16 protein-coding genes are annotated in these 17,129 nt (G+C 68.2%); 15 read left to right on the plus strand and 1 reads right to left on the minus strand.

Annotation, left to right across the window (positions count from 1 at the left end; genetic code table 11):
• Positions 1–149: 149 nt before the first annotated feature.
• The 15 genes from AC3IR9_RS02905 (at position 150) to pncB (ending at position 16,632) form a co-directional block, all read left to right on the plus strand.
• The gene (locus AC3IR9_RS02905; protein WP_489293940.1) at positions 150–2,003 is read left to right on the plus strand and encodes a S8 family peptidase; all 1,854 of its coding nucleotides are present in this window, start codon (positions 150–152) and stop codon (positions 2,001–2,003) included.
• A gap of 724 nt (positions 2,004–2,727) precedes the next feature.
• Complete coding sequence (gene gspE / locus AC3IR9_RS02910) at positions 2,728–4,455, plus strand: type II secretion system ATPase GspE (protein ID WP_489293942.1); 1,728 nt, start codon at positions 2,728–2,730, stop codon at positions 4,453–4,455.
• Between the two features lie 37 nt (positions 4,456–4,492).
• Positions 4,493–5,713, plus strand: coding sequence for a type II secretion system protein XpsF (gene xpsF / locus AC3IR9_RS02915; RefSeq protein WP_489293943.1), 1,221 nt, complete (start codon positions 4,493–4,495; stop codon positions 5,711–5,713).
• A 44-nt stretch (positions 5,714–5,757) separates the two neighbouring features.
• The gene (gspG, locus tag AC3IR9_RS02920) at positions 5,758–6,186 is read left to right on the plus strand and encodes a type II secretion system major pseudopilin GspG (protein WP_489293945.1); all 429 of its coding nucleotides are present in this window, start codon (positions 5,758–5,760) and stop codon (positions 6,184–6,186) included.
• A gap of 93 nt (positions 6,187–6,279) precedes the next feature.
• A complete protein-coding gene (gene xpsH, locus AC3IR9_RS02925) occupies positions 6,280–6,699 on the plus strand; it encodes a type II secretion system protein XpsH (RefSeq protein ID WP_489295673.1) in 420 nt (139 codons plus the stop codon).
• Positions 6,696–7,112 carry a type II secretion system protein XpsI gene (gene xpsI, locus AC3IR9_RS02930; RefSeq protein WP_489293946.1) on the plus strand — a complete coding sequence of 139 codons (417 nt, stop codon included), beginning with the start codon at positions 6,696–6,698 and terminating at the stop codon, positions 7,110–7,112. Before xpsH ends, xpsI begins: the two co-directional genes overlap by 4 nt.
• A complete protein-coding gene (locus AC3IR9_RS02935; RefSeq protein WP_489293947.1) occupies positions 7,109–7,765 on the plus strand; it encodes a type II secretion system protein J in 657 nt (218 codons plus the stop codon). Before xpsI ends, AC3IR9_RS02935 begins: the two co-directional genes overlap by 4 nt.
• Positions 7,762–8,625, plus strand: coding sequence for a type II secretion system minor pseudopilin (locus AC3IR9_RS02940; protein ID WP_489293948.1), 864 nt, complete (start codon positions 7,762–7,764; stop codon positions 8,623–8,625). Before AC3IR9_RS02935 ends, AC3IR9_RS02940 begins: the two co-directional genes overlap by 4 nt.
• Positions 8,622–9,785, plus strand: coding sequence for a PilN domain-containing protein (locus AC3IR9_RS02945; protein WP_489293949.1), 1,164 nt, complete (start codon positions 8,622–8,624; stop codon positions 9,783–9,785). The genes AC3IR9_RS02940 and AC3IR9_RS02945 overlap by 4 nt, the downstream gene beginning before the upstream one ends.
• Positions 9,760–10,545 (plus strand): type II secretion system protein GspM, encoded by a 786-nt coding sequence (gspM, locus tag AC3IR9_RS02950; RefSeq protein WP_489293951.1) that lies wholly within the window; start codon positions 9,760–9,762, stop codon positions 10,543–10,545. The genes AC3IR9_RS02945 and gspM overlap by 26 nt, the downstream gene beginning before the upstream one ends.
• Positions 10,535–11,332 (plus strand): hypothetical protein, encoded by a 798-nt coding sequence (locus AC3IR9_RS02955; RefSeq protein WP_489293952.1) that lies wholly within the window; start codon positions 10,535–10,537, stop codon positions 11,330–11,332. Before gspM ends, AC3IR9_RS02955 begins: the two co-directional genes overlap by 11 nt.
• A gap of 10 nt (positions 11,333–11,342) precedes the next feature.
• Positions 11,343–13,565, plus strand: a complete 2,223-nt coding sequence (gene gspD / locus AC3IR9_RS02960; RefSeq protein WP_489293953.1) for a type II secretion system secretin GspD — start codon at positions 11,343–11,345, stop codon at positions 13,563–13,565.
• 103 nt (positions 13,566–13,668) lie between these two features.
• The gene (locus AC3IR9_RS02965; RefSeq protein WP_489293955.1) at positions 13,669–14,523 is read left to right on the plus strand and encodes a glycosyltransferase family 2 protein; all 855 of its coding nucleotides are present in this window, start codon (positions 13,669–13,671) and stop codon (positions 14,521–14,523) included.
• 4 nt (positions 14,524–14,527) lie between these two features.
• Complete coding sequence (locus AC3IR9_RS02970) at positions 14,528–15,367, plus strand: glycosyltransferase family 2 protein (protein WP_489293956.1); 840 nt, start codon at positions 14,528–14,530, stop codon at positions 15,365–15,367.
• A 77-nt stretch (positions 15,368–15,444) separates the two neighbouring features.
• On the plus strand, positions 15,445–16,632 hold the full coding sequence (pncB, locus tag AC3IR9_RS02975) for a nicotinate phosphoribosyltransferase (protein ID WP_489293958.1): 1,188 nt from the start codon (positions 15,445–15,447) through the stop codon (positions 16,630–16,632).
• Here the strand turns inward: pncB and AC3IR9_RS02980 are convergent.
• The gene (locus AC3IR9_RS02980; protein WP_489293960.1) at positions 16,623–16,988 is read right to left on the minus strand and encodes a hypothetical protein; all 366 of its coding nucleotides are present in this window, start codon (positions 16,986–16,988) and stop codon (positions 16,623–16,625) included. The genes pncB and AC3IR9_RS02980 overlap by 10 nt on opposite strands.
• Positions 16,989–17,129: the final 141 nt, after the last annotated feature.

The following is a 17,129-nucleotide window of genomic DNA, read 5'->3' on the forward strand; positions in this document are numbered from 1 at the left end:
GGCAACGCGTGGCCTCCGGGCCACGCTGCAAGCAATGCAAGGCCTGAGGGGGCAGGTCACGGGAACCCTGGCCAGGGCCGGCCAGGAAACCCGCATGGAGTGTTGGCCTGAACAATCGTTTGATCCATGACCTTGAAGAGGACTTCAACGTGACGAACAAGCAGAACCTTCGCATCACCGCACTGGCAGCCGCGCTGCTGTCGATCTCCGCCGGCAGTGCCTTCGCCGGCACCCTGCGCGTCGAGGAACCGACCCGTCCGGCTACGGCTGCCCAGCAGTCCAGCAACGGCATCATCGTCAAGTACCGCACCGGTACTGCCGCCGCATCGGACCGTTCGGCCAAGCTGGCCGTGGTGAACTCGGCACTGTCGCGGGCAACGCTCAATGGCGGCACCGCGCGCGCGGGCGCGCTCAGCCCGCAGGTGGTGCGCAAGCTCGGCGTGGGTGCCGACCTGATCCGCCTGCAGAGCCGCCTGGGCGCCACCGAACTGCAGAAGGTACTGGCTGAACTGAAGGCCGACCCGACCGTGGAATACGCCGTTGCCGATGTGCGCATGCAGCGCGCCGACCTGCGCGCCAAGCCGAGCGAAACCAAGCAGCTGGTGCCCAACGATCCGTACTACGCGCAGTACCAGTGGCACTTCAGCAGCCCCACCGGCGGCATCAACGCGCCGTCGGCGTGGGATGTCTCGCAGGGCGAGGGTGTGGTGGTAGCGGTGATCGATACCGGCATCCTGCCCGACCATGAAGACTTCTCCGGCAACCTTCTGGAAGGCTACGACTTCATCAGCGACGCGGAGACCTCGCGCCGTCCGACCGACGCCCGCGTGCCGGGTGCGCTGGATTACGGCGACTGGGTCGAAAACGACAACGAGTGCTACTCCGGCTCGCTGGCCGAAGACAGCTCCTGGCACGGTACCCACGTGGCCGGTACGGTCGCCGAGGCCACCAACAACGGCGTCGGCATGGCCGGTGTCGCCTACAAGGCCAAGGTGCTGCCGGTCCGCGTGCTGGGCAAGTGCGGTGGCAGTCTGTCGGACATCGCCGATGCCATCACCTGGGCCTCCGGCGGCACCGTGGCGGGTATTCCGGCCAACGCCAATCCGGCTGAAATCATCAACATGAGCCTGGGCGGTTCCGGCGCCTGCGATCCGGTCTACCAGGCCGCGATCAACGGCGCGGTCTCCCGCGGCACGCTGGTGGTGGTGGCGGCGGGCAATGCCGGCGGCAACGTATCCAACGCCCGCCCGGCCAACTGCAACAACGTGTTGGCGGTGGGCGCCACCCGCATCACCGGTGGCATCACCTATTACTCCAACTACGGCGCGGCGGTGGATCTGTCCGCCCCGGGCGGCGGCGGCGGTGTGGATGGCAACCCGGGTGGCTACGTCTGGCAGGCGATATCCAGCAGCACCACCTCGCCGGACCTGGGGACCTCGGATTACGGCGGCAAGGGCGGCACCTCGATGTCGGCGCCGCACGTGGCCGCGGTGGCCGCGCTGGTACAGAGTGCGCGCATCGCCAACGACCGTGATGCGTTCACCCCGGCCGAGCTGGAAACCCTGCTCAAGCAGACCGCGCGCGCCTTCCCGGTGGCGATCCCGGCGGCCACGCCGATCGGCACCGGCATCGTCGATGCCAAGGCCGCACTGGCCAAGGCACTGGAAGAAGAGTGCACCGAGAACTGCGGCCCGACCGCTACGCCGTTGACCAACAAGGTGGCCATCAGCGGCCTCAGCGGTGCCGGTGGCAGCGAAGTGCTGTACAGCTTCGAGGCCCAGGCCGGCAAGGTGCTGAGCCTGCTGACCTACGGCGGCAGCGGCAATGTGTCGGTGTACGTGAGCCAGGGCAAGGAGCCGACCGCCACGGTGTTTGATGCCAAGTCGACCCGTCCGGGCAACAGTGAAACCGTGCGCTTCACCGCGCCGGTGGCGGGCACGTACTACATCAAGCTGGTCGGCGAATCCGCGTTCAGCGGCGTCAGCGTCATCGCCAACCAGTAATCCAGGTGTGATTTCTGGGGCGTCGGTCTTTGTGACCGGCGCCCCATTTTTTTGTTCAGTTGCAGAAGCGTGAAATTCAATAGCGCCAGGAGCAAAAGCGCCAGATGTTCGCGTGCGCCAGTCTGGGCCGGCGCGGGTGGGTTGACGGGACACGCTGCAAGTACGTCCATGTAAGCTCGTTCGCGCCATCCATGGCGCTCAACGGTCCCGCCAACCCACCCGCACCGGCCCTTGATACATTTCCGGTGCACCCAGGAAGGCAGAAGTTCCATGCGCTTCTGAGGAAAAGGGCGGCTGCTGCTGCCACTGGACGTGGGGGAAATCAAGCGTTCGAGGCCGGTTGTTCTTTCAAACCAGATGTTGCGGCGGCGTTGTAGATTCGGATGCAAGCGAAGCATTGTGCTTTGGCATCTGCTTGCCCATGGCCACCAGCCAAGTGTCGAGGGCTGGAGTGGGTGGGTTCACGGGACCCTCTTGCAGCGTGTCCCGTGCCCCCCCTGCCCAGCCTGGAGCGGCAGGCAAGCGCCGCTTTTCGCTTGTGGCTGCCCGCTTTCGCTTCTGCTTCTGGGGCCCCCAACGGCCGATTCATCTATCGGCCCGCAAGCCGCTGCATTCTTTTTCAAACGGTGGCGTCGGCCATCCCCCAACGGTAGTGGCGGGAACGGAATTCATCCGCATGTCGCTTGCTGAACTGCTAAAGTCGGCAGGTCGCCAGGAGAGCTTCGTGAACGCGGTAGCCCACGATCCCACTGCAGAATCCACTGCGGAAACCCGCATCGTTGAAGCGCTGCTGCGCAATGGACGCCTGAAGGAAGGCGACCTGGTGCGCGCGCAGCCCCTGCACCGTGAAGCCGGTGGCAGCCTGCTGCAGCTGCTGGTGCGGTTGGGCCTGGTGTCCGAACGCGACCATGCGCAGGCCTGTGCCGATGTACTCGGCCTGCCGCTGCTGGACGCGCGCGCAGTGCCCGAAGCACCGCCGGAATCCCTGCTGGATGCACTGCCGCTGTCGCTGCGGTTCCTCAAGCAATTCCATGTCTGCCCGCTGTCGCTGCACGATGGCGTGCTCGCGCTGTGGCTCAGCGACCCGCAGGATCCCTACGCCGCCGAGGCCGTGCAGCTGGCCATGGGCGTGCCGGTCAGCCTGCAGGTCGGGCTGCGCTCGGAGATCGATGACCTGATCGAACGCTGGTATGGCCAGGGCCGCAGCGCCATGGGTGCGATCATCGAAACCGCCGATGGCGAAGGCGCGGTGGTCGATGACATCGAACACTTGCGCGACCTCGCCTCCGAAGCGCCGGTCATCCGCCTGGTCAACCTGGTCATCCAGCGGGCGGTCGAGCTGCGCGCATCGGACATCCACATCGAACCGTTCGAGAACCGCCTCAAGGTGCGCTATCGCGTCGACGGCGTGCTGATCGAAGGCGAAAGCCCGCCGGCCAACCTGACCGCCGCGGTGATCAGCCGCATCAAGATCATGGCGCGCTTGAACATCGCCGAACGCCGCCTGCCGCAGGACGGGCGCATCATGCTGCGCGTGCAGGGCAAGGAACTGGACCTGCGCGTGAGCAGCGTGCCCACCGCGCACGGCGAAAGCGTGGTGATGCGCCTGCTCGACCGCGACACCGTGGTGTTCGATTTCCATCGCCTCGGCTTCACCGATGCCTTCCTGCCGCAGTTCCGCAAGGTGCTCGAGCAGCCGCACGGCATCCTGCTGGTGACCGGCCCCACCGGCTCGGGCAAGACCACCACGCTGTACACCGCGCTGAGCCAGCTCAATACCGCCGACGTCAAGATCATCACCGTCGAAGACCCGGTCGAGTACCAGATCGAAGGCATCAACCAGATCCAGGCCAAACCGCAGATCGGGCTGGATTTCGCCAATGCGCTGCGCAGCATCGTGCGCCAGGATCCGGACATCATCATGATCGGCGAAATGCGCGACCTTGAAACCGCGCGCATCGCCATCCAGTCCGCGTTGACCGGTCACCTGGTGCTGTCCACCCTGCACACCAACAACGCGGCCGGTGGCATCACCCGCCTGCTCGACATGGGGGTGGAGGATTACCTGCTCACCTCCACCATCAATGGCATCCTCGCCCAGCGACTGGTGCGCCGGCTGGAGCCGGAACATGCACAGAAATACCTGGCCTCGCCCGAGCAGATCGACAAGTTCGGGCTGCGCCGGCTACAACCCGACGGCGAGATTTTCCTGTATCGCGCGCAGCCCTCGACGATCGCGCCCACCGGCTACCTGGGGCGCACCACCATCGTCGAATTCATGGTAATGAATGACGAACTGCGACGCGCGGTGATGCGTCGCGCCGGCATGGGCGAGATCGAGCAGATCGCGCGTGCCGCCGGCATGTGCACCATGTACGAGGATGGCCTGTCCAAGGCCTTGCAGGGGCATACCACTCTCGAAGAAGTGCTGCGCGTGACGGAAGAATCCTGATGCCCGCCCGCCGCTTCCCGCAGGCAGGCCGCTGAGCATGGCGCAGTACCGCTACAAGGCACTCAATGCCCACGGCGAGCTGTTCGACGGGCAGATGGAGGCGGCCAGCGAAGCAGACGTGGTCGCGCGCCTGCAGGACCAGGGCCATATGCCGATGGAAGCGCGCCTGGCCAGTACCGGCGTGGCCGGCGCATCGACATGGAAGGCGCTGCTGCAGCGCAAGCCGTTCGATGGGGGCGCGCTGGTGCAGTTCACCCAGCAGCTGGCCACCCTGCTCGGTGCCGGGCAGCCGCTCGACCGCGCCCTGAGCATCCTGCTGGAACTGCCCGAGGACGAGCGCAGCCGCCGGGTCATCACCGACATCCGCGACGTGGTGCGCGGCGGTGCCGCCCTGTCCACCGCGCTGGAGCGCCAGCACGGGCTGTTCTCGCGGCTGTACATCAACATGGTGCGCGCCGGTGAAGCCGGTGGCAGCCTGCACGATACCCTGCAGCGGCTGGCCGACTACCTCGAACGCAGTGCCGAGCTCAAGGGCAGGGTGATCAACGCGTTGATCTACCCGGCGATCCTGCTGGCGGTGGTCGGTGGTGCGCTGCTGTTCCTGCTGGGCTACGTGGTCCCGCAGTTCGCGCTGATGTATGAAAGCCTGGACGTGGCCTTGCCCTGGTTCACCCAATGGGTGCTGGCCGCCGGGCTGGTGGTGCGCGACGGCTGGCTGGCGATGATCGTGGTGCCGGCGCTGGCGTTGCTGGTGATCGAGCGCAAGCTGCGCCAGCCGGCGTTCCGCCTGGCGATGGATACCTGGCTGCTGCGGTGGCGTGGCATCGGCCCGCTGGTGGCCAAACTGGAAACCGCCCGCCTGGCGCGCACGCTGGGCACGCTGCTGCGCAATGGCGTGCCGCTGCTGGCGGGCCTGGGCATCGCCCGCAACGTGCTGGGCAACCGCGCGCTGGCCGCCGATGTCGACACCGCCAGCGACGAGGTCAAGAACGGTAACGGATTGTCGGTATCGTTGGCACGCAGCAAACGCTTCCCACGGCTGGCACTGCAGATGATCCAGGTGGGCGAGGAATCCGGCGCGCTCGATACGATGCTGCTCAAGACCGCCGACACCTTTGAACAGGAAAGCGCCCGTGCGATCGACCGGCTGTTGTCGGCGATGGTGCCGGTGATCACCCTGGTGCTGGCCTCGGTGGTCGGCCTGGTGATCGTGGCCGTGCTGGTGCCGCTGTACGACCTGACCAACGCCATCGGCTGACCGATGGCCATCCCTGTTTTTACACCCCGCAAGGAGCCAACCGCATGCAACGCCGCCTGATCAGTTTTACCTCGCCGCGCCGCCAGGCGGGCATGAGCCTGCTGGAAATCATCATCGTCATCGTGCTGATCGGCGCGGTGCTCACGTTGGTCGGCAGCCGCGTGCTGGGCGGTGCCGACCGCGGCAAGGCCAACATCGCCAAGGCGCAGGTGCAGACCGTCGCCGGCAAGGTCGAGAACTTCCAGCTGGATACCGGCAAGTTGCCGGCCAAGCTCGACGAGCTGGTCACCCAGCCCGGTGGCAGCAGCGGCTGGCTGGGCCCCTATGCCAAGCCGGCCGACCTCAACGACCCGTGGGGCCACCCGCTGGAATACCGCGTGCCCGGCGAAGGCCAGCCGTTCGAACTGATCAGCCTGGGCAAGGACGGCAAGGTCGGCGGCAGCAGTTACGACACCGACATCCGCTACGAGTAACCCCGCGTGCCGGCCATTGCCCTGCCATGCACCGCCTTGCCCCGTCGTCTGTCGCGCTGCCCGCGCGCGGTGGCCGGGCTGTCGTTGCTGGAAATGCTGCTGGTGGTGGCGTTGATCGCCATCATCGGCGTGGTGACGGCCACGGCCATGAACGGCGGCATCGATGGCCTGCGCCTGCGCACGGCCGGCAAGGAGCTGGCCAGCCAGCTGCGTTACACCCGCACCCAGGCCATCGCCAGCGGCGAGCGCCAACGCTTCCTGATCGATCCACAGGCACGCACCTGGCAGGCGGCCAACGGCCGCCATGGCACGTTGCCGGCGACGCTGGCCGTGCGCTTCCGTGGTGCGCGCGAAGTGGCCGATGTGCCCGGGCAGGGCGCCATCGCGTTCTTCCCCGACGGGGCGTCCAGCGGCGGCAGCATCGACCTGCAGGTGCGCGACGCTGTCTGGCACATCGACGTGGGCTGGATCACCGGTGAAGTGCGCTCGGGCCAGCAGCGGGGCGGCCGATGAAGCACCAGCGTGGCTACTCGCTGCTGGAGGTGATCATCGCCTTCGCGTTGCTGGCCCTGGCCTTGACCCTGTTGCTGGGCAGCCTGTCCGGCGCCTCCCGCCAGGTCAAGCAGGCCGATCTGCGCAGCCGCGCGGTGCTGCATGCGCAGTCGCTGCTGGCCGTCACCGGGGTGGTCGAGCCGCTGCAGCAGGGCGAGCGCAGCGGTGACTGGGAAGACGGGCGTTATCGCTGGCGCCTGCAGGTTGCACCCTATGAGGAGCCGCGCAGTGGCGTCGTGTCGGCGGCCGACACCGTCGCCGGCCCCACGCTGGCGCAGGTGAGCCTGCAGGTGTCCTGGGGCGAGGGCGCGGGCGAGCAGCTGCAGTGGCAGAGCCTGCGCCTGCTGCCGGCCGATCCGGCGGTGCCGCGATGAACCGGCGGTCGGCGCTGGCGCGCGGCTTCACCCTGATCGAAGTCCTGCTGGCGACCGCGCTGCTGGTCGGTGGGCTGGCGCTGGCCTTCGCCACGGTACGCTCGGCATTGGCCATCAGCCAACGCGGCGAGCAGATGGCCTCCCACAACGAGCGCATGCGCGCGGTCGAAGGATTCCTGCGCCGGCGCCTGTCGATGGCGATGCCGAGTGCGACCTCGCCGCCGGATCCGACCCGCGAACCGGTGTATTTCCTCGGCGAGCCGCAGCACATGTTGTTCGTGTCGGACCTGCCGGGCTACCTCGGCCGCGGCGGCCCTTACGTGCATGAGCTGCAGGTGCGTGGCAGCGGCGATGCGCAGCGCCTGGAACTGGCGCTGACCCTGGTGCAGAACGGCGAGCGCATCGACGAAGCACCGCCACGGCCACCGGAAATGCTGGCCGATGGGCTGCGCGCTGTGGTGTTCCGCTACCGCGGCGTGGACCCGCTCAACGGCCAGCTCGGCCCGTGGCAGGAGCGCTGGGACGATACCCGGCGGCTGCCGCGCCTGGTGTCGATCCAGGTCACTCCACGGCAGGGCCCGGCCTGGCCACCGATGGTCACCGCGCTGGCCCAGTCGTCGTCCACCGGCCAGCAGCAGGGCATACAGCGATGACGCGCATGCGTGGCGCCGCGCTGGTACTGGTGCTGTGGCTGATTGCCCTGCTGACCGCCGTGGTCGGCGCGTTCGCGCTCAGTGCGCGTATCGAACACCTGCAGCAACGGGTGGTCAACGACGATGCGATCGGCCAGGAACATGCGCGGGCCGGCCTGGAATACGCGTTGTTCCGCCTGCAGCCCAGTGCCACCCGACCGGCCTGGGTGGCCGACGGCCGGCGCTATCGCTGGACCTTCGCGCAACGCCGGATCGATCTGCGGATCATCGACGAGAACGGCAAGATCAACCTGAATCTGGCCGACGCAACGCTGCTGACGGCCTTCCTGCGGGCGATGGACCTGGAACCCGAACGCGCGCAGCAACTGGCCGGGGCGATCCTCGACTGGCGCGATGCCGACAGCCTCAAGCAGCCTGCCGGCGGTGCCGAACTGCCCGATTACCTCGCTGCCGGCCTGCCCTACGGGCCGCGCAACAACCGCTTTGAAACCCTGGGCGAACTGCAGCGCGTGCTGGGCATGGACGCGCCGCTGTATGAACGCCTTGCACCGATGCTGACCCTGTACAGTCGGCAATCGCGCCCGGATCCGCGCTTTGCCGCCGGACCGGTGCTGACCGCGCTGGGCCTGGATGCGCAGGCGCTGCTTGCCGCGCGTGAGCAGGCCAGTGCCAACCCGGCGTCGGAAGTGGGTACTGCGGCGCTTGCCAGTGGCAGCGGCACCTATAGTATCGAGAGCCGCGCAACGGATGCGCGCGGCAGGGTATCGGTGCTGCAGGGCGTGGTGCGGATGGGGGCGGCAGGCACGCCGGGAACGACATACACAGTACTTCGTTGGGAACAGGGAATGGCAACACGATGACGGCATGGCGGGACAGTCTGGTGCGGGCGCAGGGGCAACTCGCGCCGGGCGTGGGCAAAGGCCTGCGCTGGTGGCGGCGTTCGCTGTTGGCGTGGTTGCCCGAACGCTGGCAAACGGCGCTGGGCTGGTCGCGTGCGCGCCTGCTGCTGGAGCGGCGCGGCGAGCGGCTGCGGGTGCTGCGCGATACCGGGACACGCTGCGACACCCTCGCCGAACTGCCCTGGCCGCAGACCCCTGCCGCGCTCGAACAGCACCTGGATGCACGGCTGCGCACGCTGCCCCGGCATTGGCTGCTGCCGGCCGGCGCGGCGCTGCGCCGGCCACTACGGTTACCTGCCGCCGCCGCCACCCGGCTGCGCGACGTGGTCGGCTTTGAGATCGATCGACAGACGCCGTTTGAATCGGCGCAGGTCAGTTACGACGTGCGCGAGCTCGGTGCGCTGGACGACGGCCAACTGCAGGTCGAGCTGGTGGTGATTCCGCGGCAGGCGCTGGAACAGTGGGCGCAGCAGGTGGGGCCGTGGGCACAGGGCCTGGTCGGGCTCGACGTGGCCGATACCGATGGCCGTGCGCTCGGGGTGAACCTGCTGCCGCTGGAGCAACGGCAGACGCTGCGCGATCCGATGCGCCGCTGGAACCTGCTGCTCGGCATTGCCGCCGTGGTGTTGCTGGCACTGGCCGGTCAGCAGATGCTGGACAACCGCCAGGCAACGGCCGATACGCTGCGCGAACAGGTCAACGCGGCAGCACGTGATGCACGCGGCGTGGCCGCGCAGCGCCAGCAACTGCAGACCCTGGTGGAAGGGGCCGCATTCCTGGAACAGAAGCGCGGCGCACATGCCAGTACCGTCGAACTGTGGAATGAACTGACCCGCCTGCTGCCCGACGGTACCTACCTGGAGAAACTCTCGGTCGAGGGCGACACCCTGCAGCTGATCGGACTGAGCCGCGAGGCATCCCAGCTGGTCCCGCTGCTGCAGGATTCGCCCCTGTGGCGCAAGGTCAACCTGACCGGCGTACTGCAGGCCGATGGCGGTGCCAGTGGGCGCGATCGCTTCACCCTCACCGCCGAACTGCAGCCGTTGCCCGGCGCTGTGGCCACCCCGACCACCACGCCTGCCGCGGAGGGTGCCGATGGCAATGCCGACCACACGCCGTGACCGCTGGCTGGCCTTGGGCCTGTTGCTGGCGGTGGTCGCGCTGGCCTACCTGCTCGTGGTGCACCCGTGGTTCACCCGGCCGCTGCTGGCGATCAACAACGACATCAGCGAACTGCAGCAGCGCGACCAGCGCGTGCAGGCGCAGCTGCAGCAGCGCCGCCCGGTGGCCCAGGCACTGGCACAGGTGCAGGCGGCGCTGGCCGACCGCCCCGGCTTCCTGCGCGATGCCACCACCGAATCGGCCGCCGCGGCGTTGTCCTCGCGTCTGCAGGACGCCGTGGCCTCGGCGAGCCCAGGCAACCGCAGCTGCGCCATCAGCAACCGGTCGCCGTTGCAGGGCAGCAGTGGTGATGTGCCGTTCCCCAGGGTTGCGCTGCAGGTGCGTTTGCGCTGCGGCATCCCGGAGATGGCGGCAGTGCTTTACACGCTGGAAAGCGGTACCCCGCGCCTGTTCATCAACAACCTCAACCTGCTCGCGCAGCGCTTCCAGCAATCGCCGAATGAAACCGGCACCGGCCTGGATGTGTCCTTCGAGCTGGTGGGTTACCTCAAGCCGGATGCACTGGCTGCCAGTGCCCAACAGGCCGCCCCGGCCCCCGGCGCGCTGGCCCCGCCGGCAGACCCGCTGGGCGGGGTGACCCCGCCGCCGGCAGCGGCGATGGCGGTCCCGGCCGACCCCGGCACGGTGGCTGTCGAAGGTGCTGCAGGCGCCGCTGACGCCAGCCCCGACGCAGCAGCGGAGGGTGAGCATGAAGATTGAACTGACCTCGCTGCGCAGCGGGTGGCTGGCTGCCCTGGTGCTGTGGGCGCTGGCCATCTGGATCGCCAGTCTGTTCGGGCTGGGCGGGCGTGTTGCCGCGGCTGCCGATGGCGATCGCAGCGCCTCGCCGTTGCCGGTACTGGCGCCGGCCTTGCCCGATCGCATCGCCTCGGCCCAGGCCTACGCGCAGATTGGCGAGCGACCCTTGTTTGCCGAAGACCGCAAGCCGCGCCCCTACCTGCTGGGCGGCAGTGAACCGGGCGCCTCCAGCGCGGTCAGCCTGACCGGCGTGCTGCTCACCGCCGAGTTCAGCATGGCCATTCTCACCACCGACCAGAAGCAGTCGCTGCGCCTGCGCCTCAACGGCGAACCGGTGAATGGCTGGCAGCTGCTGGCGCTGGCGCCACGCAGTGCCACGGTCAGCGGCCCCGGTGGCACGCAGACGCTGGAATTGAACGTGTTCAATGGCCAGGGTGGCGAGCCGCCAACGGTGCTGGGCAACCCGGTCAACGGCCGGGTGCCACCGGCCGGCGCGGGCGTCTCGCCGCTGCCGCCCCCGCCGCCCCAGCAATCGGCCCCGGTGCGCCCGGCAACGCCAACACTGCCGGTGCCCCAGGCGGTGCCTGCGGTGGCCCCGGCCGGGCAGAATCCCGCCGCGCAAGGTCCCAGCGACGAGCAGATGCAAGCCATCCGCGCGCGCATCCAGGCGCGCCGCCAGCAGCTGCAGCAGCAACAGCAGCAACAATCGCAGCGACCGCCCACGGGCGGCTCCGGCCAGAACAACTAGAGTGCAAAGCATGACACTGCGTCCTTTCTCCCTTCGTCTGTTCTCACTTTCCCTGGCTGCGGCCCTGTTGGTGGGCTGCACCACGGTTCCGGCCCCGGACGTGCGTCGCAACGCGGTGCTCGATGGCAACCACCAGGTCGTGGCCGGCGACGGCTCGCATGCCGGGGTCGATGCCGAGCCGCTCGACGCCACGGCCAGCCCGCAGGCGGTGATCCGCCGCGGCAGCGGCACCATGATCAACCGCAGCGCCGCGGCCGCGGCGGCACCCTCGCTGTCGCAGGCCGGCAACGGTACGGCCACCTTCAACTTTGAAGGCGAATCGGTGCATGCCGTGGTCAAGGCGATCCTCGGCGACATGCTCGGCCAGAACTACGTGATCGCCCCGGGCGTGCAGGGCACCGTCACCCTGGCCACGCCCAAGCCGGTGTCCTCGGCGCAGGCGCTCAACCTGCTGGAAATGGTGCTGGGCTGGAACAACGCCCGCATGGTGTACAGCGGCGGGCGCTACAACATCGTCGCCGCCGACCAGGCATTGGCCGGCACCGTCGCGCCGAGCACCGCCTCGCCGTCCAGTGCGCGCGGCTTTGAAGTGCGGGTGATCCCGCTGCAGTACATCTCGGCCACCGAGATGAAGAAGGTGCTGGAGCCGTACGCGCGGCCGAACGCGATCGTGAACGTGGACAACGGCCGCAACGTGATCACCCTGGGTGGCACCCGCAACGAACTGGAAAATTACCTGCGCACGGTGGAGATCTTCAACGTCGACTGGTTGTCGGGCATGTCGGTGGGGGTGTTCCCGATCCAGACCGGCAAGGCCGAGCAGGTCGCCGCCGACCTGGAGAAGGTGTTTGGCGAGGAGAGCAAGACCCCCAGTGCCGGCATGTTCCGCTTCCTGCCGCTGGAAAATGCCAACGCCGTATTGGTGATTACCCCGCAGGCGCGCTACCTCGACCAGATCCAGCAGTGGCTGGAACGCATCGACACCGCCGGCGGCAGCGCCCGCCTGTTCTCCTACGAGCTGCGCTACATCAAGGCCAAGGACCTGGCCGAGCGCCTGGCCGAAGCGTTCGCCAACGAGAACAATCGCGGCGGCCGCGGCAGCAGCGGTTCGCTGGCGCCGGGCGCGAGCCAGATGGACCTGGGCGGCCGCGACGGCAACTTCAATAATTCCAACGGCATGAACAGCAGCGGCGCCGGCGATGGCAGCAGCAGTGGGGGGCTCGGCAACGGCAGCTTGAACCTGCCGCAGCGCCAGGCCGGCAATGCCAGCTTCAGCCTGGAAGTGCAGGGTGACAGCGTCGGCGTCTCGGCGGTGGAAGAAACCAATACCCTGCTGGTGCGCTCCACGCCGCAGGCTTGGCGCTCGATCCGCGAGGTCATCGAGAAGCTCGACGTGATGCCGATGCAGGTGCACATCGAAGCGCAGGTGGCCGAGGTGGCGCTGACCGGCGACCTCAGCTACGGCGTCAACTGGTTCTTCGAGCAGGCCGTTACCACCGGCAAGACCGAAAGCGGCATTGATCTGCCCAGCGCATTGGGCAGGTCGATCTGGGGCAGCATCTCCGGCGTCGTCGGCGACGGCGGCGTGGGCTGGACCTTCCTTGGCAAGAACGCGGCCGCGGTGGTCAGTGCGCTGGACAAGGTCACCAACCTGCGCCTGCTGCAGACCCCGTCGATCTTCGTGCGCAACAACGCCGAGGCCACGCTCAACGTGGGGACGCAGATCCCGATCAACTCGGTGTCGGTCAATACCGGGATCGGCGGCGACAACACCTACAGCCAGGTGCAGTACAAGGACACCGGCGTGATCCTGAAGGTACGCCCGCGGATCACCCGCGACGGCGTGGTGTTCCTGGATATCGCCCAGGAGATCAGTGCGGCCGGTGCGACGCCGGCCGGCTGCGACCCGACCAAGAGCACCTGCAACCCGCCGATCAACACCCGCAAGATTTCCACCGAAGCGGCCGTGCAGAGTGGTGACACCATCATGCTGGCCGGGTTGATCACCGATTCGGACGAGCAGGGCAGCAATGGCGTACCCGGGCTGAGCAAGATCCCGGTGATCGGTGCGCTGTTCGGTAGCAAAAGCCAGAAGCGCGGCCGCTCCGAAGTGATCGTACTGATCACCCCCACCATCGTCCGCAACGCGCAGGAAGCGCGCAACCTGACCGACGAGTACGGCAGCCGCTTCCGCGCGATGGAGCCCTTCCCGGACCGCCAGAAGAAGAACTGAGCACGCGCCGCGCTGTCATCGCGGCCATCGCGCCTGCTACGCTGCGGCCAAGCAGCGGTCCCCGAGCGGGGCCGCGATCCGCATGCCGCGCACAGGAGGACCGATGGGGACGATCGTGTTGCTGCCGATCGGGGTGGATGACACCGCCCTGGACCGGTGCCTGGGGGCGCTGGACGCCGGCACCCCGGCAGACACCTCGGTGTGGTTGGCCGACGACGGCCAGGCCGGGCCACGCGCACAGGCGGTGATCGAGCACTGGCTGGCGCATACGCCCCTGCGTGCCGAGTACACCCGGCGCGCGCGTGGCATCGGCGAGGTAGCCCACCTGGACGAAATGCTGCGCGCCTGCGCGGGTGCCGACGTGGTGGTGCTGGCCCCCGATGCGATTCCCGCGCCCGGTTGGCTGCAACAGCTGGATGCGTGTTTCGCCCGCGATCCGTCGATCGGTTCGGCCACGCCGTGGTGCAATGCCGGCGAGACGGCGGCCTGGCCGCGCTTGGGCGAGATCGACCCGGTCCCGGCCGACCTGGCGGCGATGGCGCAGGCCTGCGCCGCACTGCCGCCGATGCATCCGGAACTCCCTTCGGCGGTCACCCATTCGGTGCTGCTGCGCGCCAATGCACGGCGCAAGGCCGGCGGGCTGGACATGCACAGCTACGGCTCGTGGAATGCAGCCCTGGTCGACCTGAGCCTGCGCATGGCCGGGCTGGGCTGGCGCAATGCATTGTGCGAGACCGCCTTCGTCGCGCGCGCGGTCGAAGCGCACCCGCATGAGGGCGACATGGATGCGCTGGGCACGCGCTGGCCGGGGTGGCAGCCGCGGCTGGCGGCATTCCTCATGACCGACCCCCTGCGACAACCGCGCGAGGCGCTGCAGCAACTGCACCGGCAGGCGATAATGCCGCGTTCCCAGGGCGATCTGTTCGCCGCCCTCGCCCCTGCCGCCGCACCGGAGTGACTGCTTGAGCCCTGCCATCGTCGCGATCATCGTCAGCTACCAGAGCGCCAGCACCCTGGAGGGCTGCCTGGCCCGGCTGCGGGCGGCTGACGGCGTGGCCGAGATCCGGGTGATCGACAATGGTTCCGAAGACGGCACGCTGGAGATCGTGCAGCGCCATGCCAGTGCGGACCCGCGCGTGCGTTTCATCGCCAATCCCGACAACCCCGGCTTTGCTGCCGCCAACAACCAGGGCGTGGCCGACAGCGCCTCGCCGTGGCTGGCCTTCATCAACCCCGACCTGATGGTGGCGGCGGACACCCTGGCCCGGCTGTGCGAGCGCGGTGCCGCACTGGGCGACTGCGTGCTCGGGGTGGAACAGGTGGACGAGCAGGGGCTGCCGGACGCGGCGGTGCGCCGCCGCGACCCGGATTTCGCCGCGATGCTGCGCCACCCCGGGCAGGGCGCGAAGCTGGCCATCGCCGCCGATCCTTCTCAGCCGCTGCAGCGCGTACCGGCGCTGTCCGGCGCGCTGCTGCTGATGCCACGTGCGTTGTTCGACCGGCTGGGCGGTTGGGATGCCGGTTACCGCCTGCATGCCGAAGACCTGGACCTGTGCCGGCGCGCGCGCGAGGCCGGCGCGGTGGTGGCGATCGCCAACGATCTGCAGGTGACCCATGTGCGCGGCGTATCCAGCCGCGCGCGGCCGTTCTTCGTCGAATGGCACAAGCATCGCGGCCTGTGGCGCTACTTCCGCAAGTTCGAGGCCGGCCAGCGCAACCTGGCGGTGCAGGGCGGGGTGTTCGCCGCGATCTGGGCACACGCACTGGCGCAGGTGCCGCGCCTGCTGCGCGTCGGTCGCTAGGGCAGCCGGCGTTTCCGGCCGGGCAGGGCACGGCCCGTCGTTGGTGGGTACATCCGCGCGGGCGCATAATCGCCCGCATGATCATCCAGTCCCTGCTCGACACCGACCTGTATAAATTCACCATGATGCAGGCGGTGTTGCACCAGCACCCCGGCGCACTGGTCCAGTACCGGTTCAAGTGCCGGACGCCGGGCATCGACCTGGCCCGTTACATCGACCAGGTCAACGAGGAGATCGACCACCTGTGCCGGCTGCGCTTCAGCACCGACGAGCTGGAGTACATCCGCGGGCTGCGCTTCGTCAAACCCGATTTCGCCGACTTCCTCGGCCTGTTCCACCTCGACCGCAAGTACATCGACCTGCGCCCATCGCTGGCCGTCCCGGGCGAGATCGAGCTGGACATCACCGGGCCGTGGCTGCACACCATTCTGTTTGAGGTGCCGCTGCTGGCGATCATCAACGAGGTCTGGTTCCGCAATACCACCACCGCCGACTTCGCCGAAGGCGAGCGCCGCCTGCAGGCCAAGACCGCGCTGCTGCGGGACACTCCCGGTTTCGAGCTGTGCCGCATCGCCGACTACGGCAGCCGCCGTCGCTACTCGCGCCAGTGGCATGCACGCATGCTGCCGATGCTGCGCGATGCGCTCGGGACGCAGTTCGTGGGGACCAGCAACGTGCATTTCGCCCGCCTGTACGGCATGACCCCGCACGGCACCATGGCCCATGAATACCTGCAGGCCTTCCAGGCGCTGGGCCCGCGGCTGCGCGACTCGCAGGTGGCCGCACTGGAATCGTGGGCGCGCGAGTACCGGGGCGACCTGGGAATCGCGTTGTCCGACGTGGTCGGGCTGGACGCGTTCCTGCGCGATTTCGACATGTACTTCTGCAAGCTGTTCGACGGCGTCCGCCACGATTCGGGCGACCCGTTCGCCTGGGGCGACCGCATGCTGGCCCACTTCAAGGACCGCCGCGTGGATCCGCGCAGCAAGGTACTGGTGTTCAGCGATGGCCTGAACATCGAGAAGGTCATGCAGCTGTTCGACTACTTCCGCGGCCGCTGCCAGGTGGCGTTCGGGGTGGGCACGCACCTGACCAACGACCTCGGCCCGACCCCGCTCAACATCGTCATCAAGATGGTCCGCTGCAACGGGCAGCCGGTGGCCAAGCTCAGCGATTCGCCGGGCAAGAGCATGTGCGACGACCCCGGCTACCTGTCCTACCTGCGACAGGTATTCGAGCTACCCGACCCCGCCGCTCAGGGGTAATCGACCACCACCAGGTAGGCCCCGCGCAGCGGCTGCTGCGTCGGTGCTTCCAGCCGGTAGTGCTCGGAGAACGACAGGTCGCCAGCGCGCATCGTACGCGCGGCCACGGTCAGCTGCTGGCCGCGGCGCTCGCCGTCGCGCAGCGTCACCCCCTGGCCTTCGCCCAGCATCGTCACCGCCACCTTGGCACCCTTGGCCGAAGGCGGGCACGCTTCCAGGCTCAACAGTTGCCGGGACAGCTGCGTGGTGCAGCCGGGGTCCACGATGCGGCCGCCAAAGCGGATGCTTCCGCCGTCGGCCTGCGCCAGTCCGCTCACGGACAACAAGGTCGCGCACAGCAGGATCGAGGTCTTCATGGCACGTTCTCTGGTTCGGTGTGTCCTAGTTAGCGGCAGTCGGGGACCACCTTTAAGAGGCAGTGTTTCGTTCTGCTAGGGCCATCACCTAGAAAGAGTGATGCACGTCAAATAAAGCGATATTTGCCTGGAAATCGCCTG

This window comes from Stenotrophomonas sp. GL_101 (assembly GCF_057835675.1).